General features: G+C 63.4%; 20 protein-coding genes. 4 read left to right on the top strand and 16 right to left on the bottom strand.

Annotation, left to right across the window (positions count from 1 at the left end; all coding sequences use genetic code 11):
• Positions 1-10 precede the first annotated feature (10 nt).
• The 11 genes from fadD32 to glf form a co-directional block, all read right to left on the bottom strand.
• Positions 11-1,909, bottom strand: a complete 1,899-nt coding sequence (fadD32, locus tag AC1TPF_RS01980; protein ID WP_482136771.1) for a long-chain-fatty-acid--AMP ligase FadD32 — start codon at positions 1,907-1,909, stop codon at positions 11-13.
• A gap of 290 nt (positions 1,910-2,199) precedes the next feature.
• Positions 2,200-3,195 (bottom strand): LLM class F420-dependent oxidoreductase, encoded by a 996-nt coding sequence (locus AC1TPF_RS01985; RefSeq protein WP_482136770.1) that lies wholly within the window; start codon positions 3,193-3,195, stop codon positions 2,200-2,202.
• Positions 3,196-3,318: 123 nt separating this feature from the next.
• Entirely contained in the window at positions 3,319-4,293 is a 975-nt protein-coding gene (locus AC1TPF_RS01990) for a cutinase family protein (RefSeq protein ID WP_482136769.1), read from the bottom strand.
• 13 nt (positions 4,294-4,306) lie between these two features.
• The gene (locus tag AC1TPF_RS01995; RefSeq protein WP_482136768.1) at positions 4,307-4,846 is read right to left on the bottom strand and encodes a DUF732 domain-containing protein; all 540 of its coding nucleotides are present in this window, start codon (positions 4,844-4,846) and stop codon (positions 4,307-4,309) included.
• 94 nt (positions 4,847-4,940) lie between these two features.
• A complete protein-coding gene (locus AC1TPF_RS02000) occupies positions 4,941-6,794 on the bottom strand; it encodes an alpha/beta hydrolase-fold protein (RefSeq protein WP_482136767.1) in 1,854 nt (617 codons plus the stop codon).
• A 223-nt stretch (positions 6,795-7,017) separates the two neighbouring features.
• On the bottom strand, positions 7,018-7,995 hold the full coding sequence (locus AC1TPF_RS02005; RefSeq protein ID WP_482136766.1) for an alpha/beta hydrolase: 978 nt from the start codon (positions 7,993-7,995) through the stop codon (positions 7,018-7,020).
• 396 nt (positions 7,996-8,391) lie between these two features.
• Positions 8,392-10,332 (bottom strand): arabinofuranosyltransferase AftB family protein, encoded by a 1,941-nt coding sequence (locus AC1TPF_RS02010; RefSeq protein ID WP_482142422.1) that lies wholly within the window; start codon positions 10,330-10,332, stop codon positions 8,392-8,394.
• Positions 10,319-11,245 (bottom strand): decaprenyl-phosphate phosphoribosyltransferase, encoded by a 927-nt coding sequence (locus tag AC1TPF_RS02015; protein WP_482136764.1) that lies wholly within the window; start codon positions 11,243-11,245, stop codon positions 10,319-10,321. Before AC1TPF_RS02015 ends, AC1TPF_RS02010 begins: the two co-directional genes overlap by 14 nt.
• Positions 11,242-11,835 carry a phosphatase PAP2 family protein gene (locus AC1TPF_RS02020; protein WP_482136763.1) on the bottom strand — a complete coding sequence of 198 codons (594 nt, stop codon included), beginning with the start codon at positions 11,833-11,835 and terminating at the stop codon, positions 11,242-11,244. Before AC1TPF_RS02020 ends, AC1TPF_RS02015 begins: the two co-directional genes overlap by 4 nt.
• On the bottom strand, positions 11,816-13,744 hold the full coding sequence (locus AC1TPF_RS02025; protein WP_482137310.1) for a glycosyltransferase: 1,929 nt from the start codon (positions 13,742-13,744) through the stop codon (positions 11,816-11,818). Before AC1TPF_RS02025 ends, AC1TPF_RS02020 begins: the two co-directional genes overlap by 20 nt.
• A gap of 23 nt (positions 13,745-13,767) precedes the next feature.
• A complete protein-coding gene (glf, locus tag AC1TPF_RS02030) occupies positions 13,768-14,988 on the bottom strand; it encodes a UDP-galactopyranose mutase (RefSeq protein ID WP_482136762.1) in 1,221 nt (406 codons plus the stop codon).
• Between the two features lie 169 nt (positions 14,989-15,157).
• Between glf and AC1TPF_RS02035 the strand changes: the two genes are divergently transcribed.
• Positions 15,158-15,490, top strand: a complete 333-nt coding sequence (locus AC1TPF_RS02035; protein ID WP_482142424.1) for a hypothetical protein — start codon at positions 15,158-15,160, stop codon at positions 15,488-15,490.
• An 88-nt stretch (positions 15,491-15,578) separates the two neighbouring features.
• Here the strand turns inward: AC1TPF_RS02035 and AC1TPF_RS02040 are convergent, their stop codons facing one another.
• Positions 15,579-16,088, bottom strand: a complete 510-nt coding sequence (locus tag AC1TPF_RS02040; RefSeq protein WP_482137309.1) for an RNA polymerase sigma factor — start codon at positions 16,086-16,088, stop codon at positions 15,579-15,581.
• A gap of 124 nt (positions 16,089-16,212) precedes the next feature.
• Between AC1TPF_RS02040 and AC1TPF_RS02045 the strand changes: the two genes are divergently transcribed.
• The 3 genes from AC1TPF_RS02045 to AC1TPF_RS02055 all read left to right on the top strand — a co-directional run bounded on the left by AC1TPF_RS02045 (position 16,213) and on the right by AC1TPF_RS02055 (position 20,620).
• Positions 16,213-18,045, top strand: a complete 1,833-nt coding sequence (locus AC1TPF_RS02045; RefSeq protein ID WP_482136760.1) for a dynamin family protein — start codon at positions 16,213-16,215, stop codon at positions 18,043-18,045.
• Complete coding sequence (locus tag AC1TPF_RS02050) at positions 18,042-19,475, top strand: dynamin family protein (RefSeq protein ID WP_482142425.1); 1,434 nt, start codon at positions 18,042-18,044, stop codon at positions 19,473-19,475. The genes AC1TPF_RS02045 and AC1TPF_RS02050 overlap by 4 nt, the downstream gene beginning before the upstream one ends.
• A 560-nt stretch (positions 19,476-20,035) precedes the next feature.
• Positions 20,036-20,620 carry a hypothetical protein gene (locus tag AC1TPF_RS02055; RefSeq protein ID WP_482142427.1) on the top strand — a complete coding sequence of 195 codons (585 nt, stop codon included), beginning with the start codon at positions 20,036-20,038 and terminating at the stop codon, positions 20,618-20,620.
• A gap of 298 nt (positions 20,621-20,918) precedes the next feature.
• Here the strand turns inward: AC1TPF_RS02055 and AC1TPF_RS02060 are convergent, their stop codons facing one another.
• From AC1TPF_RS02060 to AC1TPF_RS02075, 4 genes are all read right to left on the bottom strand, one after another.
• The gene (locus AC1TPF_RS02060; RefSeq protein WP_482142429.1) at positions 20,919-21,377 is read right to left on the bottom strand and encodes a hypothetical protein; all 459 of its coding nucleotides are present in this window, start codon (positions 21,375-21,377) and stop codon (positions 20,919-20,921) included.
• Positions 21,378-21,515: 138 nt separating this feature from the next.
• Positions 21,516-21,887: a PLDc N-terminal domain-containing protein gene (locus AC1TPF_RS02065; RefSeq protein WP_482142430.1), complete on the bottom strand. Its 372-nt coding sequence runs from the start codon at positions 21,885-21,887 to the stop codon at positions 21,516-21,518.
• Between the two features lie 52 nt (positions 21,888-21,939).
• Positions 21,940-22,347 carry a PLD nuclease N-terminal domain-containing protein gene (locus AC1TPF_RS02070; RefSeq protein WP_482136755.1) on the bottom strand — a complete coding sequence of 136 codons (408 nt, stop codon included), beginning with the start codon at positions 22,345-22,347 and terminating at the stop codon, positions 21,940-21,942.
• 298 nt (positions 22,348-22,645) lie between these two features.
• Positions 22,646-23,179, bottom strand: a complete 534-nt coding sequence (locus tag AC1TPF_RS02075) for a hypothetical protein (protein WP_482142432.1) — start codon at positions 23,177-23,179, stop codon at positions 22,646-22,648.
• Positions 23,180-23,268 lie beyond the last annotated feature (89 nt).

Below are 23,268 nucleotides of genomic sequence, written 5' to 3' on the forward strand. Positions count from 1 at the left end.
GGTTTCCAAACTATTGGTTCTCAATCGGCGCGTCGGGGAACGCGGTCTGCTGGTAGCCACCGCGGAGGCTCCCGTCGATGTACGCCGCCTTACATGCCCGTCGGGCGATCTTGCCACTGGAGGTTCGCGGGATCGAACCGGCCGGGACCATCAACACATCGCGCGCCATCACACCGTGTCGCTGTGCGATCGCGGCGCGGACGGTGTCCGCCACTTCCTGTGGATCGACCTTCTTGCCCGGCCCACGCTCGCCCACGATGACCAATTGCTCAGATGCGTCATCGCCGTCGAACTTCAATCCGCTTGCCGAGTTCTCGAATACCACTTCCGGCAGCTCGTTGGCCGGTACCGCAAAGGCCGCCACGAATCCCGGACGCAGCGCCGCACTGGCCTCCTGGGCCGAGAACTCGAGGTCCTGCGGGTAGTGATTGCGGCCGTCGACGATCACCAGATCCTTGACGCGTCCGGTGATGTAGAGCTCGTTGTCGTGCCAGACGCCGTAGTCGCCGGTCTTCATCCACTTGGCACCCTCGGGAGCGCCCTCACTGTGGCTACCCTCCGGCAACGGGTTCTTCAGCGCGTTGTTGAAGGTCTCTTGTGTCTCTTCAGGACGACCCCAGTAACCGTGACCGATGTTCATGCCGTGCAACCAGATCTCACCGACATGTCCGTCGGGACGTTCGGTGGCGGTCTCCGAATCGGCGATCACGGCCCACTGGCTCACCGAGACCTGCCCACACGACACCTGCGCGACCGCACCCTGTGCGTCCTGGTCGACCAGCTTGAACTGTCCACGATTGAGTTCATCGCGATCGACATAGATGATCTTCGCCTCGTTGTCGCGCTTGGTCGACGAGACGAACAGCGTGGCCTCGGCCATGCCGTACGACGGCTTGATGGCCGTCTTCGGGAGTCCGTACGGGCCGAACGCGTCGTTGAACTTCTTCATCGAGCTGACCGTGACCGGCTCGCTGCCGTTGATCAGACCGATGACGTTGCTCAGGTCGATGTTCTCGCCGTCCTTCGGCACGCCTCGCATAGCGGCATGCTCGAAGGCGAAGTTGGGCGCCGCAGCGAAGGTGTCGGCGCGGTCGGCCATCGCCGCGAGCTCCTGGATCCAACGACCCGGGCGGCGCACAAACGCCTGCGGACTCATGATCGTGATGTATTTGCCACCCAGCGCCGGCAGGATCACCGTCAACAGGCCCATGTCGTGGAACATCGGCAGCCAGGTCACACCACGCGAGTTGTGGTCGAACTCGATCGCATCGATCATCTGCAGCGCATTCGCAGCAACGGACTCGTACGTGATGATCACGCCTGCCGGGACCCGGGTCGAACCCGAGGTGTACTGCAGGTACGCGGTGTCGTGCAGCTTCGGGGTCGGACGTACCCAGGTCTCCCCGACCGAATCCGGGACGGCGTCGATGGCGATGACGCGGGGACGGTCCTTGGCAGGCAGCGGCTTGAAGAAGTCACGTACCGCTTCGGCCGACTTCGTCGAGGTCAAGATCGCGGACGGCTTGCAGTCGGCCAGTACCGCGGTCAGCCGATCGGTGTGGCCGGGCTCATCCGGGGAGAACAGCGGGACTGCGATGTTGCCCGCGTAGAGCGCGCCGAAGAAACCGATCACGTACTCGAGCGACTGCGGGGCAAGGATCGCCACCCGGTCACCGGGCTGGGTGACCTGCTGCAGCCGCGCTGCGATCGCGCGCAGGCGCTTGCCGAACTGTGCCCAGGTCAGATCGATGGCCTCGCCGTCGCGTTCACGGCTGTAGTCCATGAATCGATACGCCAGGGTGTCGGCCTGCTCGGCAACATTGCGCTCCACGTAGTCGACCAGAGTCGCGTCTTCGGTGAAGAACAGATTGCCGTTCTCGTCCAAAAACTGGTCAAACTCGTTGTTCATTCGCACTCCTGATAGCGGCCGGGGCGCCGGCCCAAATCGGGTCACCGCTGTCGCACTCCGCCGTCGGCGTCATCTCGGCACAGTCGCCGAGCTCCACCTTCGGATTCGTCTTCAACAGGGTTCCCTACTTTTCATGTCAAGCCAAATAGGACTCGAAGCCATGTCGGCCCGAGCCAAACCCTTCACATCGTACCGGCGACGGTGCCCATCACATGAACACCACTCGCCGGGACACCCACCTTCGCGGGATGGCCGAAAGACAACCTACGCCACTACGGCGCGGGCCGCCCCTACTCTCCTTTGAGAAGCGGGATGATGGGCGCGAACGCGTCCATCTGAGTCGGGAAAACTCCGACGTACGACATCGTGGTGCGACGGCGTACCTCACGGATCTGATCGGCGATCTGCTCGAACGAGCCGAAAGCCAGGTACGGCGACTCCAGGATGTCCTCGACCGAGAGCTTGGCATCCATCTCGATGTTCGGCGGATATCCCTGGTCAAGGGCAGCCAGGGCCATTTCTGCGGTGGCCTCGCGATCGTCTGTGATGACAATCGTGGCGATAGTCCAGTTCAGCTCGATCTCATTGAAGCGCTCACCGGCCGCCTGCCGGATCCGGTCCACCCGCTCGACTGTTTTCTGCATCGTCATATCCGAGAGCCGGAGCTTGCCTTCTGCGGTGGTGCCGGTCGCCACAGAGATGATGTCGGCGTGCTTGGCGGCCAGCGCCAGCATCTTCGGACCACCACCACCGACCGCGATCGGAGGCCGCGGGCCCTGCCGTGGCCGAGGGCTGCCGACTAGCCCCTTGATGTTGTAGAACTCACCTGAGAAGTTGACCTCTTCGCCGCGCAACAGGCCGTCCAGAATGGTCAACGACTCATCCAGACGACGAATTCGGACACCCGGCGACTCGAACTCGATGCCGGCCTTGTCGAACTCCTCTTTCATCCATCCCGCCCCGATACCGAGCTCGAGGCGACCCTTCGACAGCACGTCGATGGTGGTGGCCTCCTTGGCCAGCAGCGCGGGATGACGGTAGCCATTGGCCAGCACAGAGGTCGCGAGGCGGATCCGGTCGGTGGCCTGGCTCAGGGCACCAAGGGCCGCAAGCGGACCGACCTGGTTACCGAGGTGATCTGGCACCGCGAAGGTGTCGAAACCGTACTCCTCGGCGGTCTGCGCGAGTTTGACGAACTTACGGGCACCACCCTCGTCACGGTTGCCCTCGCCGCCTGCTCCGAATCGGAACTTGCGCAGACCGGAGTCCGCCGCAGCTGAAGTCATCTCTTCTCCTACCTATTACGCATTGCCCGCGGCCATCGGCTCAACCCGACGCCGCGCGGTTCGGCGTCACACGTTACTTCCGCAGCCAGGCGGTTCAAAATGGGCCGGACAGGGCAGGACGGGCTACTCGTGCTTGGGGAACGGCGCGTCGTCGATCACGCCGCGGGCCCAGTCGGTCATCCAGACCGTCGCGGGCTGACCGTCATCACTCCAGTACTGCGTTGTGTTGTACATCGCGTGTATCGGATTGTTGATGGCCCCCATCAACTTGTTGATGCCTTCGAGGGGGTTGGAAATCGTCGGCGCGTCACAGATCAGATCGCCGGGCGCGCACAGCGAGTACGTGCGATCGGTGAGTTCACCGAAACCACCGGGCCGTGGACCGGTCAGATCGATGCCGGGGATCGGCAGGATGTCGAGGGCGATCTCGGCCCCGACCCCGGACGGGTTGGGTCCGACGTTCTCCGCCTGGTTGGGCTGCCTGCGACCGTCGGCGATCAGGCCGACGCCGAGAACCATGTCCTGGGCGATGGGGCCATTGCCGTTGCCGATCTCGGAGGCGATGTCACCCACGATCACCGCACCCTGCGAAAAGCCCATCAGCACAAAGCTGGTCAACGGGCACTGCTCATTGACCTCCGCGATTTTCGCCCGGGTCTTCTGCGTACCCTCGGCGCGTGAGACGTTGTAGTCGGCCTGCCGGTCCTGCAGGTTCGTCGGATTCCGGAACTGCGCGACGTAAGGCACGGTGTAGACGTCCGCACGTGACGCATCGAATTCATTCGACAGCGGTCCAGAAACCTTGAGCATCAACGACTGCGGATTCGCGGTCGGGTTATAGGCGTCGTCGTCACTCGCCGACTCCCATGTGCCCGGGACCGAGATCACCTGCACATCGGGACAATCGGCCGGTTGCGCCGTGGGACGCGGCACCGAACTCGTCTGGGTCTTCGTCGGGCCTTCCGGCCCAACGGGTTCCGGCTTGAGCAGGTTGATGATCAGGATCACCACGAGGATGACCGCGATGATGCTCAGTATCGCCAGACCGAGGATGGCGAAGAGCAGCAGTTTGCCCCGCTTGCGTTTCTTGGGTGTCATCGAAGTCGGCCGGTCAGCAGAGCTTCGACTCGGCGGCCTTGATCACCTTGTCGGCGTCCGAGTTGGCCTTGGCCTCATCAGTCGTACCCGACCCGACGATCGGCACCACGAAGATCTTGACGCTCGCGGGCGGAGTCCCCTGCTTCTTGCCTTCACAGACGGTCTGGCCCGCACTGAGCGCCAGCGCGTTGTCGGGGTCGTTCGGGATCTGGACGCCCTGCTTCTTCAGTTCGGCCAGGTACGCCTGCGTCTTGTCGTCGGCGTCGACGCCGACGGGAACCTGCGCGGAAGCGGGTCCGGTTGCCGGCAGGCCCTCGGTGTCGTCGGGCTGTGCCTTGCTGGTCACCTGTGTCGACGTCACTGCTGACGACGGGGCACTCTCACTCGGTGAGGGCTCCGCACTGTTGGTGGCGCTGACCGGGCCGCTGGAGGTGCTCACCGCACTGGTGGGCGCCGAAGCGGTCGAGTCGTCGTCACCACATCCGGTGGCCAGCGCTGCTGTCATCAGCAGTGCTGCGCCCACGGTCACGGCCCGAATGATGTTGCCTGTCATGTCACTTCCTTCTCCGGCGCCCCTCGCGGGAGCGTCGTCTGTGCGGTCTGGTGCCCGAAGGCCTCCGCCAGGCTACCGAAACGATCTGAGGGAATTATTTGACCGTGACAACGCCGTTGACGTTCTCGATGGAACCACCCTCGAAACGCACCCTGGTCCCGCCGGTGATCGGCTCCTCGTCGCTGATCGGGTAGCCGAGCTTTCCGTTCTCGTAGCCGGCCTTGCCCCACGCATCGAAGATCGGTCCGGGTGCGATCGCGAAGGCACCCTTGGCCGGGGTCCAGTAGATGTTGCCACCGTCGAATGCGTTGAGCTTGCCGCCCGCCTTGAGACCGATCTCATTGGTGGTCGGGAAACCCAGCCAGCCACCTTCGTGACCGAGCGCAAGGTACTTGTCAAAGATCATGCCCTGCACCGAATGCGCGCCATTGGCCGGATTCCAGTAGTACGCACCGATCTGGAAGGCCTGCACGCGACCCTTGCCACCCGGGGTGTCGATCTCGTCACCGGTCGGGTACTTCAGCGGTCCGCGTTCATAGCCACTCTTGCCCCAGTCGGCGAGAATCGCGCCACCGACAGCATGGGCACCGGTCGTCCGGGTCCAGTAGATGTTGCCGTTCTGGAAGCGGTTGAAGCGACCCACCTTGTCCGGCGTGGCCAGTTCACCACTGGTCGGGAATCCGAGCCAGCCACCGGGACCACCTGCGGCCACATAGGCTCCGCCGATGCCGCCGCCCACAACCTGGGCGCCGGTCTTGGCCGACCAGATGATCCGGCCGCCACGGAAGTCCTGAGCGCGGCCACCGGGCACGTCGTATTCCGGGGTGAGGCATTCTCCGAGTGAAGACTTGTTCGCCTTGTACACCGGCGCGATCGCACCACTGGTGCTGCACGCCGGACGATCGGCGGCAAGTCCGAGAGCTCCGGCCGCCTGCGGCCATGCCTGTTCCATCTCGAACTGCCAGTACGGCCAGGTATGTGTTCCCGAGTCGCGGTAGACGGCTTGCGCACGGATACCGAGCTGGTTCAGACGGCTCGCGAACTGCTGCGAGGTCACTCGCGAGAGCACCTCGAGTCCCACACCCGCGTAGTTGGTGGCCAGGCCGGGGATCGTCGACAAGGTGTCGTACTGGCCGACGAGCCCGTTGCCCGACGACACGTAGAGACTTGTGTCGGCCAGTTTTTCGGCCAGCACGTACGGGTCATGTTCTTTCCAGGCCGGATTGGTCGGCGGCCCGAACATCTTGGAGGCGTCGTAGCCGCCTGCATCGTTCACCGCGAACTGGATGGCCTGCGGCATACCGAACGAGCTGAGCTGAAGGATGCCGGAGAACGACGCGGCGAACTTGAAGAAGCCGGGGTTGCGCGCAGCGAGCATCATCGCCGCCGAACCGCCCATGGACAGCCCTTCGACGCCCCTGACATCCGTCGAACGCCATTGCTTCTCGAGGATCGGCGGCAGCTCCTTCGTGAGGAAGGTCTCCCACTTGTAATTCTTGCCGTTGTTCGGCTCTTGCCAATCGGTATAGAAGCTGGACTCACCGCCGACGGGCAGGACGACGTTGACGTTCTTGTCCTTGTAGAAATCCTCGACGTTCGTGTTGATGATCCAGCCGTTCTGGTCTTCCTGCGCGCGCAGACCGTCCAGCATGTACATCTGCGGGAACGTGTTCGACGGCCGGTAGTTCCAGTCCCGCGCCAGCAGCAACTGCACCTGGATGTTGGTGCCCATCGCGGGCGAGTAGACCCACATCGCGACGCGGCGGTCGGAGTACCAGAAGGTGTTGGTGATCTTGACACCCGGAACTTCGACAGCGGGAGCGCTGTACACCGGCCCAGGAGCCGCATGGACAGGCGCGGCGGCCGCGGTCGATGTTCCCAGCACTGCGGACACTGCCACTGCGCCGGCGATCAGTCCCATTGCGCCGCGCACAAATCTCTGCCGCATGTACCTCTACTCCTCAAGTCACGATCAAAACCAGATCTCTGGCGGAACTCCGCTGCGCACCTGCTTCGCACACCGGGTCGAACTCCGTCTCGCTACGTCTCCGAATACCGGTGAGCAGAAAAAACAGAACGCCCTACGTGCTTCTTACACGTAGGACGTTCTGTTTTGAGGTTGCCACACCTGTTACTGGTGTGATTTTTGTGACCAGAGGGTCACAGGCGAACTATCCGCGGAACCATCCCTCGTTCAGTGCGCGCCACATCATGTCCTGCCAGTAGCCCCACGCGTGAGTGCCCTGGAGCGGGTAATCGGTGGTGAGCTTGACGCGGTTGACGAAGGCTTGGACCTCGAACGCACGGGTCTGCGCCAGCGCAAGCGTTTCGAGCGGCACGCCCTGCACGATGCTGACCAAATTCTCGTTGACGTTGTGCACACCCGGGATACCGGTACCGGAGCCGACGCGAACATTCAGACCTTGCATCTTGGTGATCTGCACGAACGGGTCGTTGTCGTACCAGCGGGTGCTCCACGGCGGACCCCACATGCTGTCGGCGTTCCACGGTCCGCCGTCGCCGTCGAGGAGTGCAACACGGATGGCCGACTTCATACCCGGCGCCGAGAGGTTCAGGTAGCCCGACATCGAGAAGGCGTGGGAGTAGTTCTGCTTGTTGTTCGCGGCGACGACCAGGGCCGCGTTGCCGCCCATCGAGATTCCGGCGATTGCGTACTTGCCCGAGGGCCCACGCAGTCCGCGCTCATCCATCCCGTTCACCAGCGAACGCGTGATCACGCAGTTCCACTTGTAGGCGTAATCCTGGCCATTGAAGTTGCTGGGCGCATTCCAGTCGCTGTAGAAGCTCGCGGCGCCACCGATGGGCATGACCACGTTGACGCCACGGTCGACCATGTTCTGAATATTGGTCTCGTGCTCCCAGCCACTGACGTCGTTGGTTGCGCGGAGGCCATCGAGCATGACAACGGTCTTGTAGTTGCCGGGCTTGGTCCACGACCGGACCTTCACTGCACCGGGCATACCGCATCCGTCCGCATACCACTGCGAAAAGCCTGATCCGGTGCCCCAGGCGGCGGCGGTTCCGGTACCGGCGACAACGCCGACTCCGGAGATGGTCGCCACTGCGGCGAAGGCAGCGACGAATCGCTTACCGAATCCCGCTCGCCCGAAAGGTCTGCGTACGCGCATCGAATGTAACTCTCTTTCTGTCCAGCACCGCAGCCATCGGCTGGGGTGCCTTGGAAATCAATCGGCCACGAGCACTCCGGTGGACCACCAGGCCCCTCAGCTGCTACACAGCTTGGCGACACATGGGTCTCGCACTCCGGCAACGAACGGAGCCTATTGGATAGGCCCCGGCCTGACAAACCCTACTGCTGGATTCATCGCGCCCCGAACTACCTCGCGACCTGCCAAAATTCAGGTTCTCCATCATTATCGCGCCAGCAAAACACGGCGTTACAGTTCCGAGACCTTGCGTTGGGTCACAATCGGGGCCCGCTCGCCCTACCTGCTTGGACGCTGATATTCACAGGTCACATTCAGGTAACGATTCGGCGAGCCCACAGTTTCTGATTGTCACGATCAGGGCACAGGGGGTGGAATCGGCAAATTACAGCGCTGGAGTTCGTACAACGGGTTCCGGTCGATCCGATATGACGTGAACCCGGCCGCCTGCCGAACGTTGTTCCGGAACCGCTCGAACGTCCACGGCGCCGAGTACGACGCGATCAGATCCTGCGTGGGCTTACACGTCAGCGCCACCTGCGCCTGCCGGACCCCGTCCTGACTGATGAAGGGCGGCAACACCGGGTACCGCGGGTAAGCGCCCGATTCGGCGACCACCCACTCCGGGTCCAGATCCTTGTCATGACCGATCCGGCCGTCCGGAAGACGGTCCGAATGGGCGGCGATCGGGTAGGCCAGGCCCATCTGGTCGATGACCCGCACATCGAGCGGCGCATTCATGCTGGTCATACCGAGGTTCAGGTAGTACACGGTCAACTGCTTGACCACGTTGTCCGGAGGTGGCACCGGCAGCGGATCGAAGTACCACTCGTTGTAGTTCGGCGAAGGCAACAGAACACCGCCGGTGTCCTGATGCTCGGCGATCGATTCGACCATCGCCCGGACTCTCGGATAGTTCAGATAGTCCTCGGCGGTGATGGGATGTTCGATACCGATGTTCTGTATGTAATAGCGCCGTTCGTCGACGATGCCACCGCGACCGATCTCCGTGCCGTTGGTCATGCCGGCTACGTGTGCGGTCGAGACGGCCCACACAACGGTGGTCACCCAGAGAACGGTCATCACGCCTGCACCGACCCAGCCGGCGATCTGGTCGCGGCCCAGCGCGGTCGGGATGACGATCGGGATGACCATCACCGGGAGCATCAGCAAGAACAGCGGCACCAACAGCACGCGCGCATGCATGAAGTCGCCGCCCTGGCGAACCCAGTAGAGCGCCTCAACCAACCCGGTGACGATGATCAGGGCGACCACGGCCGTCGGGGTCTGCAGGCTGCGGCTGACCCTGGCGATCCGGGCCCGCCATCCGCTGCGCTGGTCGTCAACGTCCGAACCGGCCGCGGAATCAACCTGCCGACTCCGCAGGTACCAGGCCGCTGCGGCTGCGATCACTGCAACGATGAGCGGCAGTAGTAATAGATACGGACTGAACATGTTGCCCAGGTATCGGAAGCCCTGGTCGAACTTCGAGCCGCTGGCATCCTTCGCCACCGCCGTGTTGGGGACCAGCAGGCCGTAGTAACCCATCCGGAAGATCTGGTAGGCGACCGGGACCACACCGGCGACAGCTGCGAATGCCAGTCGCATCCGCCATGTCATCGGCGCACAGACCACGAGCAGCAGTGCGCATCCACCGACAAGCGTCAGTTCCGGCCGGATCAGCGGTGCCAGACCTGCCGTGAATCCGAGCAACAGCGTGGTGATGGTCTGTTTCCGGTCAAGGCGTCCGGCCTGTGTCGCTCGCTGACTCCACGCGATCAACTGACACCACAGCAGGGCAGCCCAGAAGATACAGAGCGAGGTCTCCAGACCGCTGGTCGCGAAGTCGCGAGCCGGCGGCAATGCGATGTAGACGAGTGCACCGAGCGGGAGCAGCAACATCCAACCGCGGTTGACCGCGCCACGGCCCTTGTCGATGCGGTACAGGCGCCCGGTTCCGTACATGGCCAACGGGAGGGCGGCGACCGACAGGACGAGTGCGATCCACAGCACCACATACTCGGTCCGGGCGTCGGTCACCCAACTCCAGAACCAGATCAGGTAGGTCCACACAGTCGAGGTGTTCGCCTCGACCCGCTCCCCCTTGTTGAAGACCGGCCCGTTGCCTGCCAACAGGTTGCGGACCGTCCGGAGGACGATCAGTCCGTCGTCGGCGATCCAGCGACGCTGCCATGCTCCGTAACCGAAGATGGCGCCGACCACGACCGCACTGATGGACAGTGAGATCGTGGCCGGATTGATCCTGCGGCCCAAAACCGTTGGTTCAACTGATGGCATAGACCGCGACACCCACGCATACTAACCAGGCAATGGCCAGCAGCTGGAGAACACGGTCACCGAGCGCGATTTCTTCGGGTTCGCCCGCTTGACCACCGTCAACATCCACGGCGTAGCGAAGGATTGCGATGGTGAAAGGCACCATCGACAGGGCATACCAAACGTTGTCGTCGTGTCCGCTGTCCGCGTCGAAAGCCCACATGCCGTAACAGAGCACGACGGCGGTCGCCGACAACGTCCACACAAATCGCAGGTACGTCGTTGTGTAGTACTCGAGGCTCTTACGGATCTTGGCGCCGGTGCGCTCGACCAGCTGGAGCTCGGCGTACCGCTTGCCTGCCGCCATGAACAGCGATCCGAACGTCATGACCAACAGGAACCACTTGGACAGACCTTCGGGCAGTTCGGCAGCCACGCCACCGGCGATGGCGCGCAGCAGGAAGCCGGACGACACGATGCAGATGTCGATGACGGGCTCGTGCTTGAGCCCGAAGCAATAGCCGAGCTGGATCACCAGGTAGACGCTGATGACAACCGCGAGCTGCCAGTTCGCCAGGAACGAGATACCGATGGACGCCGCGCCCAGGACCGCGGCCAGCATGAATGCCAGTCGCACCGGAACCACTCCGGCCGCAATCGGACGGAACCGCTTGGTCGGGTGGTTTCGATCGGCTTCGACGTCAAGGGCGTCGTTGATCAGGTAGACACACGACGCAACCAGGCAGAACGCGACAAACGCGATCGCTGTCCGGCCCAGGACGTCGCCTTCGTCGACCGCGCCTGCGGCCAACGGTGCAGCCAGCACCAAAAGGTTCTTGATCCACTGCCGTGGCCTGACCGCCTTGACCAGGCCTGTTGCCAAATTCTTCGGCGGCCCACGCAACGCGCCGTGCTCGATCGGCTCCTCGCTCACTGCACTCCTCGGTTCTCAGTTCGGATCAGTCTTTCACCTGTGGTCAGCGCGGCCGCACAGGTGGCACCGATCAGTGCCCCACCGATCACATCGGTCGGATAATGAACGCCCAAGACCAGCCGCGACATCAGCATCGGCGGCACCAGTACCGCCGGAAGGGCAGCGACCGGAAGACCCGCCGCGCGGCCCAGCAGGATCGCGGCCGCGGTGGTCGATGTCGCATGACTCGACGGGAAACTCAACTTACTGGGGGTACCGACACCGATCTCGACCCGCGGGTCGTTCGGACGGCGGCGGCGAACCACCCGCTTGATCACGACGGAGGCGGCATGGGCACCAAACGCCCCGACCCCGGCGGCGATCCACTTGTCGCGTCCGGACTTGTCACCGCGCAGCTGCGCGATTGTCCCGCCGGCGGCGGCCAGAGCCAGCCAGCCCAGGGAGTGCTCACCGAAATGCGAGAGCCCCCGGGCAGCGGTCACCGCTCCCGGTTTGTTGATCAGCGCACGTTGGATGCCGACCAGAATCTTGGTCTCGCCACGCAATACACCGATGGGACTCAGCTCGACCTCAATCGATTCCGAAGACACGCTCCCAGCTTTCTTTACTGGTCAGGTCCGCATGCGCGGATCGGTAGGTTTCTCGCATCTCGGGGAAGCGAGCGCGGAGTTCCTTGATCAGGGCGGCTGATTCCTTGGCCAGCTCGATCATCTTGTCCCGGTCCCGCTGGCGGTACACGACTCCGCGACCATCGGCGGTGGTCACGGTGACGCCGTCAACCCGGCCGAGGCTGAACCAACGCGCTTGCAGCGGCGGGTAATTGGCCTGCGGGACCTCGTGATGGCGCGGATCGGCCGGGCGGAGGTTGTTCACAACCGCAGCGCCGAGTGACCGGATCTTCGAGATCGGGTTGGTCGGGATGTTCATCCCGAAACGTGTTGCCTCCCCGGTGGTCCGGGGCAGTTCGGTTGCCGAGGGAAGAACCACCGCATCGGGGTACTGCTTGCGCATGGCCGCGATCTTCGGCAGCGCCGTCGGCAGCAGGTCCCGAACATGGTCGGGTCCGGCCAGGAAGTCACGGATGGCTTCATTCTGGATGGCGACCGTCGAATACTCCAGGCACAAAAGATGTTTGGCCGTGGCCTTGGTCATCGACTTCAGGATGCCACTGATCGAACCCTCGTGGTGGATCGAGGCGACCACCAACCGGTTACGGAGGTGGAAGTACGCCTGCCAGTCGATGGCGTCGTCTTTGTCACTCCAGGCCATGTGCCAGATGGCAATACCCGGGATGGTGGCCGTCGGATAGCCGGCCTTACCCGCACGCAGCGCGTATTCCCAGTCGTCCCACTTGATGAACAGCGGCATCGGCAGGCCGATCTTCTCCGCGGTCTCACGCGGGATCATGCACATCCACCAGCCGTTGCCGTCGACGTCGATGCGCCGGTGCAGATTCTTGGAGTTCTCCCGGTCACGCAACGGGTACTCGGCAAAATCGTGGTCGTATTCGACGTACGGCGCACTGGTCCACATGAAGTTGCTGTGGTCGATGACCTCACCCATGCAGTGCAGGTGACTGCGGTCCTGCAGGTTGAGCATCTGCCCGCCGACGAGCATGGGTGACTTGGCGAATCGCGACAGCGCCAGCGCGCGCAGGATCGAATCCGGCTCGATGCTGATGTCGTCGTCCATGTAGAGGACGTACGGGCTGTCGGTCTGCTTGAGGGCCTCGTACATGATGCGTGAATAACCGCCCGAGCCACCGAGGTTGCCCTGCTTGAACATATGCAGCCGGTCGCCGAGCGCGGCGGCGGCCTCGGCGTAGCCTGGCTCTTCCTTGACCAGCTTCGTGCCCTGATCAGGCATCATGACCGCGTCGATGACCTCATCGACCAGCGGGTCGGAGGTCAACGCGCGCAGCGCATTCACTGCATCGGTGGGTCGGTTGAACGTCGGGATACCAATGGTCACCCGCTTGGTCTCCGGACCGGTCGGCGCATCGATCGGGGCGTACCAACCAGCGGCGCGCACCTCCACATCGGTGTCGGTGGTGATGTCGAACCAGATCCAGCCACCGTCTTCGAACGGCTCGAGGCCGACCTCGAATTCGATGACACCGTCACCGTTTTCGTCGATCGGAACCAGGTTGCCGTCGACCGCGATACGGGATCCATCGATCTTCGACCGATAAACGTCGACACGGCAGGCGCCGGTCACCTCGATCCGCAACACAACGGACTTCAGGATGCTCCAACGGCGCCAATACGACGCAGCGAAAGCATTGAAGTAGGTCAGGAAGCTCACCTCGGACTCGGCACCGAGCAGCACCGAGGTCCGGGTCGGCGCATGTGCGCGTCGAGCGTTGTTCTCGGACTCCACCAGGTAGAGCGACCGGACGTCCAGCGGTTCACCCTGTCGCGGGAGAATCACGCGTTGCAGCAAGGTTTTTGCCGCGTCGTGTGTCTGCGGGCTCTGTGACTGCTCGGCTTCCGTTGTCACTGTCCCTGTTGTTGTTGTCCCGGTCACTGTTCCACCTCTGTCGCCAGTGGCGCACCGGACTTCAGGTGCGGCGCAAGCGTGTTCTCGTACATCGTCAGGGCGCTGGCGATTGCCATGTGCATGTCGAGGTACTGATAGGTGCCCAAACGGCCACCGAACAGCACCTTCGACGAAGCCGTCTCGGCATTCGCCCGCGCGCGATAAGCATTGAGCTTCTCGCGATCCTCAGGTGTGTTGATCGGGTAGTACGGCTCGTCGTCGTTCTCGGCGAAACGGCTGTACTCGCGCATGATGACCGTCTTGTCGGTCGGGTACTCCCGCTCGGGATGGAAGTGCCGGAACTCGTGGATGCGGGTGTACGGCACGTCCGCATCGTTGTAGTTCATCACCGGTGTCCCCTGGAAATCTCCGGTATCGAGTACCTCGGTCTCGAAATCCAGTGTTCGCCAGCCGAGTTCACCATCGGCGTAGTCGAAGTAGCGGTCCAGCGGTCCGGTGTAGATCACGGGCGCGTCGGGGCTCTGTGCCCGCAACTCGTCCCGGACGTCGAACCAGTCGGTCTCCAGACGCACATCGATGAGGTCGCTCGCCGCCATGTTCTCGAGCCAGGCGGTGTAACCGTCGGTCGGCAGACCCTCATAGGTGTCGTTGAAGTAGCGGTTGTTGAAGTTGTAACGAACCGGGAGCCGGGCAATGTTCGCCGCAGGCAGCTCCTTGGGGTCGGTCTGCCACTGCTTGGCCGTGTAGTGCTTCACGAACGCCTCGTAGAGTGGGCGGCCGATCAGGCTGATGGCCTTCTCTTCGAGGTTCGTCGCCTTGGCGGTATCGATCTCACTGGACTGCTCGGCGATCAGAGCGCGTGCCTCGTCCGGCGTGAAGTAGCGGCCGAAGAACTGCGAGACCAGGCCAAGGCCCATCGGGAACTGGTAGGCCTGTCCCTGGTACATGGCGAAGACGCGGTGCTGATACCCGGTGAAGTCGGTGAACTTGTTGACGTAGTCCCACACCTTCTTGTTCGAGGTGTGGAAAAGGTGTGCGCCGTACTTGTGGATCTCGATCCCGGTGGTGGGTTCGGGTTCGGAATACGCATTGCCGCCGAGGTGGTGACGCCGGTCGATGACCAGGACGCGTTTGCCGAGCTCGGTGGCCACCCGTTCTGCAACAGTCAGTCCGTAGAATCCCGATCCGACCACAATGAGGTCATAGCCGGACGCGGCATCAGGGCTGGATTTGTGGGGGGTCACGGGTGTTCAGGGTAACCGAACCGTTGAGCTACTCCGATTCGCCGGGCACGTACACCGCCAAACACATCGTGACCGTGCGGGAACATTTCGGGGTCGGCGGGACTCCTATCACTGACAAACCGGCGACCCATCTTTTCGGCGGACGCACCCTCGACCCAGGAGAAGTACCGTGACCAGCCCAGATGACCAGCTCGACGGGATCTTTTCCCAGATCGCGGCGCAGGACCAGGTTGATCCGGCGGTCTTCGATCAGACCCTCGAAGCCGCATTCGACTACACCGGATCCGGCTTCGACGACCTGATTCCAGAGACCGAAAGCACACTGCCGGACGATCCCGAGGACGCCACCGACGACCTGTTTGTCGGCGATACCACCGATGACTTCGACAGTGACGACACCGACGACACCGACGACACCGACGACGCCGACCCGTCCGACTTCACGGACCACACGGACTACTCAGACCACACGGACACGACCGGAGACGACCTACTCACCTGACCCGACCCCCCGATGATGTGCCCTTTTGGCGAGCGAAAGCCCAGGTGGTGGCCGCCAAAAGGGCACATCATCGGGGTGCGGCAGGGGGTCAGGAGAGGGTTTCGAGGAGTTTGGAACGGGCCCGGTTGATCCGGCTCTTGACGGTTTGCACACCAACGCCCTGCTGGTCGGCGATCTCCTGATAGGACAGATCACCGAATTCACGCAGGACGATGGCCTCGCGGAACTCCAGCGGTAACAGTGCCAAGGCCGCGCGCACGCGGTCGACATCGGCCACCTGGGCATCGACGCGCGGTGCCGAGGATTCGAACTCGGGAGGTCCGTCCGCCGACGTGTCGAGCCGCTTGCGGACGACGGCCAGCGCCGCGTTGGCAGCGATCCGGTACATCCAGCTGGTGAACTTCGAATCGCCGCGGAATTTGCCGATGTTCTGCCAGCCGGCGATCAGCGCATCCTGCAGCGCATCCTCGGCGTCGTACTTGTTGGCGGTGATCCGCAGGCAGACCGCCCAGATCTGATCCCGGTTCCGGGTGACCAGCTCACCAAAGGCCGCTTGATCGCCCTCTTGGCTGCGCAAAACCAGGTCGCGCTCGCTCATGTCAGTCACTTGAACAATGTCGCAGACCAGGGTGGATGCGGCAGAGTCATTTGTGGAGAAACCGTCCCTTCGACTGACCCTGCCCCGCCGTTGCCCCTGCCCCACTGATGATCTGGGAGTGATCGTGACCACTCGTGCCAACGCCGATGCGATCGAGGCGCTGGGCGCCGCCACCGAGGCGCTGCGGAAGTACGGACAGCCCAAGGCGGCCGACCTCGCCCAATCGCGCTTTCACGCCGCCGATTCCGGTGGTGCTGTGGTGTTCGTCGGCGAGGTGAAACGCGGCAAGAGCACCCTGGTCAACGCGTTGCTCGGACGACCTCTGGCTCCGGTCGGTGTCGACATCACCACCAGCGCCAGTGTCTGGTTCACACCGCCGGATGAGACCCTCGCGGCCGGCTCGGCGCTTTTGGACTTCCCCGACGCCAACCGCGTGATCCCGCTGGCCGAATTGCCCGACTGGGTGACGATGGGCGGGCGGTATGTCCAGGATCCCACCATCGAGGCCCTGCCCACCGAAGCCGTGGTGGCCGCCGATCCCCTGCATCTGCCCGGGATGACGCTGGTCGACACCCCGGGGGCCGGTGGTCTCGACCCCCGGCACGCCCGGCTTGCTCTGACCGCCGCTCGCCGGGCCGGGGCCATCGTGATGGTCTGCGACAGCGCCGCGCCACTGACCGCGCCCGAGGTCGAGTTCTTGCGGACTGCCACCGAGACCTCCGGGTCGGTGGTCGTCGCGATGACCAAGATCGACAAGAACCGCCGCCATTGGCGCACCATCGCCGAGGAGAATCGCTCGATCGTGCGCAGCGAGCTCGGCCGGACCGCCACCGTGATCGGGGTGTCGGGCACTCGGGCATTGGCGGCTCTCGAACAGGACCCCGCACACCGTGAGGAGATTCTCGCCGCCTCCGGGATCGGAGCCCTGCGCGATGCAATCAACGAATTGCTCGAGTTCGGCGAGATCTCCCCGATGCTCGACGGACTGCAGGTGTGCCGCAGCGGCATGCACCGGATGAAGGCCCGTCTTGACACCGAAATCGCACTGGTTCAAGGTGATTCGTCTGCGCTAGATGATCTGAACAAGAAGAAGGCGCGGCTCAAGGAGCTTCGCGACCACGGCACCGAATGGGATCAGCACCTGTCCCGCGACATCACGCTGGCCCGGCAACGGGCGACCGCCCAGTTGGACGGCGACCTGAACCGGATCAAAGAGGACTGGACCGGTCGCATCAACGGTGAGGGCTGGCGGGTGCTGCGCAAGCAGCCCCAGGTCTTCACCGCCGCAATCACCTCCGATCTGCAGGCCGCCGGTGCCCGGTCCTTCGACACCTTCGCCTCGGCGTTGCACGACGTGGTGGCACAACTGTTCGGCAACGACGAACAGTGGGAGGACATCATGAACTCGGTGGCCGCCACGTTGGTGGCCGAGGACATCAATTCGCCTGAGGTGCAGAAGAAGTGGAAAGATGTGGTGGACCCCAGCGCGATGATGATGGGGTTCATGGGGGCCAATCTGCTGACCGGCGGCATGGTCGGCGGCGCCATCTTCGGAAGTCTTGCGATGGCCGCGGTGTTGCCGATCGGGCTGGTCGCCGGCGGCGTCTGGTTGTCGGTCAATCTGGGGTACCGCGCGATGCGCAACGGCCGTCAGCATCTGATCACCTGGCTTCGGGAAACGTTGGGACTCACCAGCAAATCGACCCTGCGGGTGATCGACCGAACCGTCGCCACCGCGCGCCCAGAAATCGTGGTGGCGTACCGACGGCACCTCCGCGGCCAGACCGAGGAGATCAGCGAACAGATCAGCGCCGGCGCAGAGGCCGCCAAGGAGGACAAGGCGACCCGGGACAAGCGCGTGCGCGGACTCACGCGCCGCCAGACCGAGATCGTCTCGCTCATCGAACAACTCGACGCCGCGATCGGCGGACTCAAGAAGGCGAGCGCACCCCTGTGACGCGGCCACCGGTCCGGCGTACCCGGCCCCATGCCCTGCGTGACCAGCTGACCGGTGCCCTCGCCCACATCGCACAGATCGACCGGCCACTGGCGCAGGCCACTGCACGCATCCGTGATGACCTGTGGGCTCCGCCCCGGGTGGTGGTCGTCGGGCGGGTCAAGGCCGGGAAATCAACGCTTGTCAATGCACTGATCGGCGACCGGGTTGCCGATACCGCCGCCACCGAATGCACCAAAGTTGTTGCTGTTTACCAGGATGGCGCGCCTTCGCGGGCCGAGGTCGTCACCGTCGGAGGAGTCCGCCGCAGCGCTCCGTTGTCTGACGGCCGGGTCACCGAACTCGGAGTTGCCGCCGAAGACGTGGCCTACCTCAACCGCTACCTCCCGAGCCGGTTGCTGCAGAGCATGATCCTGATCGACACCCCGGGTCTGGCGACCATCACCACCGGCAACGAGCAGGCCACCCGCCGGGCGTTGATCGACGGCTTCGGACAGACCCGCGAGGCATCGGTCAACGCCGATGCGGCGATCTTCCTGTTCGACGCCACACCCCGGGCCGACGAGGTGCAGTTCTTGCACGACCTCGGCTTCTCCGCAGTCAACACGATCGGGGTGCTGGCCAAGGCAGATACCCTCGGCGAGGGCGCCTTTGGCGATGTCGATCCGATCGAAGAAGCGCAGAAACAGTCCCATGCGATCGCGGCATCGTTGACTGCCGGTCTCCTCACCGTGCAACCGGTGGCGGGCCTTCTGGCCCAGACCGCGCAAACCGGTCAGTTCACCGAATCCGACGCCGATGCCCTGGCCGCGCTCGCCGGTCTCTCCGACCTGCAACTGGAGCGCTGGCTCGAATCCCCGACACCATCGATCGGCACCGACGCGCAACGCGACCGATTGCTGGACCTGTTGGGCGAGTACGGCCTCCGGCACGCACGCGGCGTGGCCACCCGCGGCGCGCACGCTGTCAACGCCTGGCTGCAACAACATTCGAGGGTCGACGAGCTGCGCGCCAACATCGACGTCAATCTGACCCGATCGGTGCTGATCAGCCGGGCGGTGGCCGCCTGCACCCAGGTCGAGCACCTGGCCCTGACCCATCCTGCGGGCGGACAGATCAGGTCGATCCTGCGCCAGGTGCGCCGAAGTCCCCAGGCCCACACGATGACCGAGTTCAAAGCACTGGGGTCTCTGACGCAGACCGATCCGGAATCCCCCTGGGTGGGCGAGCTTCGGCAAGTCCTGGTCGGCTCCGGGATCGGTGGCCGTGTCGGGCTGCCGCCGCACGCCGACCGCGACGCGATCGCATCCGAACTGGACCGGCGGCTGCAGCGGGTGCACGCGGCCGGACTGCTCGGCGGCTCGGCGGCCGAGGAGGAGGCCGTTGCCGTTCTGCTGCATACCTATTCGATGATGCGCCGGGCGATCTAGATGGCCGAGAACAGGGTTTTCTCGTCCTTCATAACGACGAACACATACGCCGGCCGCGCCCCAACAAACAGCCACCGGCATAGGCGGTTCCGGCGCGCCGAGCGATGGACCACCCGGCGGCCAGGCACCTACCGGCACACCCCCGGCCGCGGGCGGTTAACTCCTGCTGCGTAAACATCTGCGGCACAATCTGTTTCTTCACCAGTGACGAAACAGAACCTGGATCATTGTCCTGCCTGGACCTCAGTCTCAGTTCCTCCTCGATCATTTGCAGATAGAATGTTGGGTTCGCGTGCGACTATCGCTAGATGCGACGTCGGCGGCATAACAGTGACAGGATCGCCCAATTCGGACGATGGCGCGATCTACTCGGTTTGATCGTACTTGTCGGGTTCGGTCCGTCAGTTCTTGAATCGGTGACCTCTGATTCGTCGGCGTGGAACTGGTTCAAGACGGCCCTGTGGGTGGTCGCGATCATCTGGTTCGCGTGCTCAGCAGTGGCAACCTGGCGAACTCGACACCAGGCGTCCCGGGGCGGGACCCAGCGCCGGAGACGACCAATGAACACAACCCGTCAACGAGACACCCGCCGCTCACCGGCCCTCCTGGTCGTAACCGCAACCAGCGTGGTCGTGCTCGCTGGCGTAGCGAGCTGTTCAGGCAATTCCCCTGACGCCAGCGATCAGTACGGCATCGTCAGCTCAACCGCCGCAAACGTTCCATCGGCCACTGCGGCGAGGCCATGGCAATGCCCGGCTACTCCAGACGATGATCGATGGCCGGTCTCGACACACACCAGCGCTGAGGTCATAGTTGCTCCCACCCCGACCACCGCGATCGAATGCGTCTACCAACAGCCACACAATCAGCCGGCCACCCTTTTCGGCGCACCGGTCACTTACACCGGCACCGCACTCACCGACCTCATCACATCGTTCAACACCGGAACAGAACCTAACCACGCCATGAGCTGCCCCCTGCTGGTCAACCAGCCCGAATACACCCTCAAATACAACTTCATCTACCCCGACGGAAAATCGGCGATCATCGACGGCAGTGGCTACTGCCCCGCCGTTGTCACCAACGGCACCCTCACCAAACAACCAGCAATACCCTCATCAAGTGCCCCCGAACCAAGACCCTAAGCCGCACTCACACCAGAACGGCGACTGCACTAGATGCGGCCCGACATAGTCGGGCTCGTCGGGTCACTCGCATTGTGCAGCAACATTTTTCGTAACAACTGGTGGCAGCGTTTCGCGATTCTCCTGCAATGCAGGGCTTCCGGCCAGTCAGGTGAGCAGTGGCGTCGTGGCTGCTGTGAAGTTCCTGCGGAACAACGTGCCCATTCTGCGACAGCTTCAGGCGGTTGACTTCATCACCATCCGACACAGTGCAAGGCAACCCTAGGACGTCGAGACACGTGGGGTTGCTTGCCGTGGGTCAGGTTTGGACTGCCCACACCGTGAGCAGGAGCCCGGCGTCCACATTCTCGTCGTAACTGATGCTCAGCTGGTCACCGCCGTGGGCGGTAGCTGTGTACACCTGCCTACTGCGTTCAAGGTTCGGCCGACGCACCTCTTCCTGGAACGGGCCGTCGTTGATCCTCACCAGGGATCGGTCGAGCTCCTTAGTGACGCCGGACCCTGCCAACAGGGCATCGCGCGTAGCCCGTGATGCGGTGCGCACCATAATTTCTCCAGAGGAGTCCGGGAAACTCGAATGCCATTCACACGAGATCACCTGGTCGTCGTCGGAAAGAACCAGTCCCAATTCGCTCGCATACGGGACAGCGGTATCGCACGGGTCGGGATGCAACACGCGTAACACAGTGATCGCCCCGGCGACCAGAAGAACAACGACAACTGCTGCGCCGCCGAGCCATAGCCACACCCTGCGCACCCGCGACACCTTGGTCTACACCCGCCACATCGTACGGACCGCGGCCCCGTAGTCAGTCGGTCGCCAACCGTGGCGAGAAAATCTCACGACCGCCACCGATGCCCCTGTCCTCGCGGTCTCCCCGTCCCAGCACACAGGTCACTGCCCGCCCTCCTGTTGGCGCCGCCGCCGCTCCAGTTCGCCTTGTCGACGTTGCGCCTCGGCCCGTTCGCGCACTTGCCGCAAAAACTCGGCATCGGCCGCAGGGTCTTGCGGTTCAAAACGACCCGGCTCGTCATACTCGGGAAACCCCAAAGCTGTCGCACGGCCTGAGCCGCGCGGCCGACCGTAAGCCCCGCCCGAAACCGGTCGCCCGGCAACAAACCACACGATCGAACCCACCAGCGGCAGCACGATCACCAACAGCAACCACCCCCACCGCGGCAAACCGCGCACCCCGGCTTCACTGCCGATGATGTCGACCAATGCCGCGATCATCACCACCAACACAATCAAACCCAGATACGGCATCGCTCCCCCTCATGGACAATTTTCAATTCAGCGATCAGATGACCCCGTCTTGTCAGGACTGCCGACGCCGACGCTCGACTTCAGCCTCACGACGCTGCAGCTCCGCACGCTCACGACACCGCTGCAAGAACTCCGCATCAGCGACCGGATCCTGCGGCACAAACCTGCCCGGCCGGTCATACTCCGGGAATCGCGCCATATCCGCCGTCGAGCGCCGCGCACTGCGGCCACCCCGCCTACGGGGATGACCAAAGATGAACCACGCCAACGGTCCGACCAGCGGAATGAGCACCACCACCAGGAACCATCCTGACCGCGGCAACAACCGGACCCCGACATCATCGCGGCACAACACATCAATCAATGCCGCGGCCAACGCCAGCACAATCAATGTCGCGATCACCACCGCATACGGCATGGCAGGAGTACCGATCATCATCAGATATGACCCCACCGACATCCCCTCACATCACCCCAGACAAACCGCCATAGTTTCACGGACTAAGCGAAACGAATAGACACGGTTCGATGGACACAACGAGCCCGCATTCACCGGTGGGACCGTCCGAGTAAAAGGTTGATCCGACCGTTGCCGGTGTTAGTTGCCGATCGCAAATAGGAAGCGCCGGTTGCTTATTGACCCGTCTGCTCCCGCGGGCCCCGAACAGAACGCCTGCTCCCCTCGCGCCCGATAAGCCGCCCTTACGTCAACCAAAGCGGGGGCAGTCCCCGTCCAAAACTTTCCCCGGGAAGAACGCCTAGTCGTCTGCTCGGCGTCGGCGAAGGATCGCTACAGCCGCCCACCAAATCACTCCGACGGTGATGACGCTGACAAGAGCTACTAGCGGCACCGGGACTACCTCCGAAGTCTTCGTCCCTCTATTGATTCCGACGTCCGGCGCAGATGCATTCGGGGGTTGTGGTGTCCCGTAGACGCTTTCGAGGTTCATCCGCGTATCCGTCTGTTCGGTCGAACCAAGGCACAGGTTGCTTTCCCAAACAGCGCTAGCGCCCTCGGGGCCGGATACGTAGAGCAGGTACTCGCGTCCGACCTCGTAGCTGACTCCGCAACCAGCGCCCTGCGACGCCGTGCCGACGGTGGTGACGTGTCCAACCTTGCCCTTGAAGACCTCGGACACGGCGAACTCGTAAATGTCATCGGCCCCGGCCGACACCTTGTCCGTGGCTCGCGCCGTGAAGACAGCGGCCGCGCGCGAAGCGGCCTCTTCTGCTGTGAAACCGCGGCAACTGCACGCACAGGCCGTGCCGGCCATAGCAATTGAGACCGCCATTGCAATGAATAGTCCACACAGTGTGACAGCGATGAGCCAGGTACGAGTCCACATGGGGCGATTCGAGCGGTCAAGAAGAATCGTCGATC

The organism is Williamsia sp. Y853 (genome assembly GCF_056786495.1).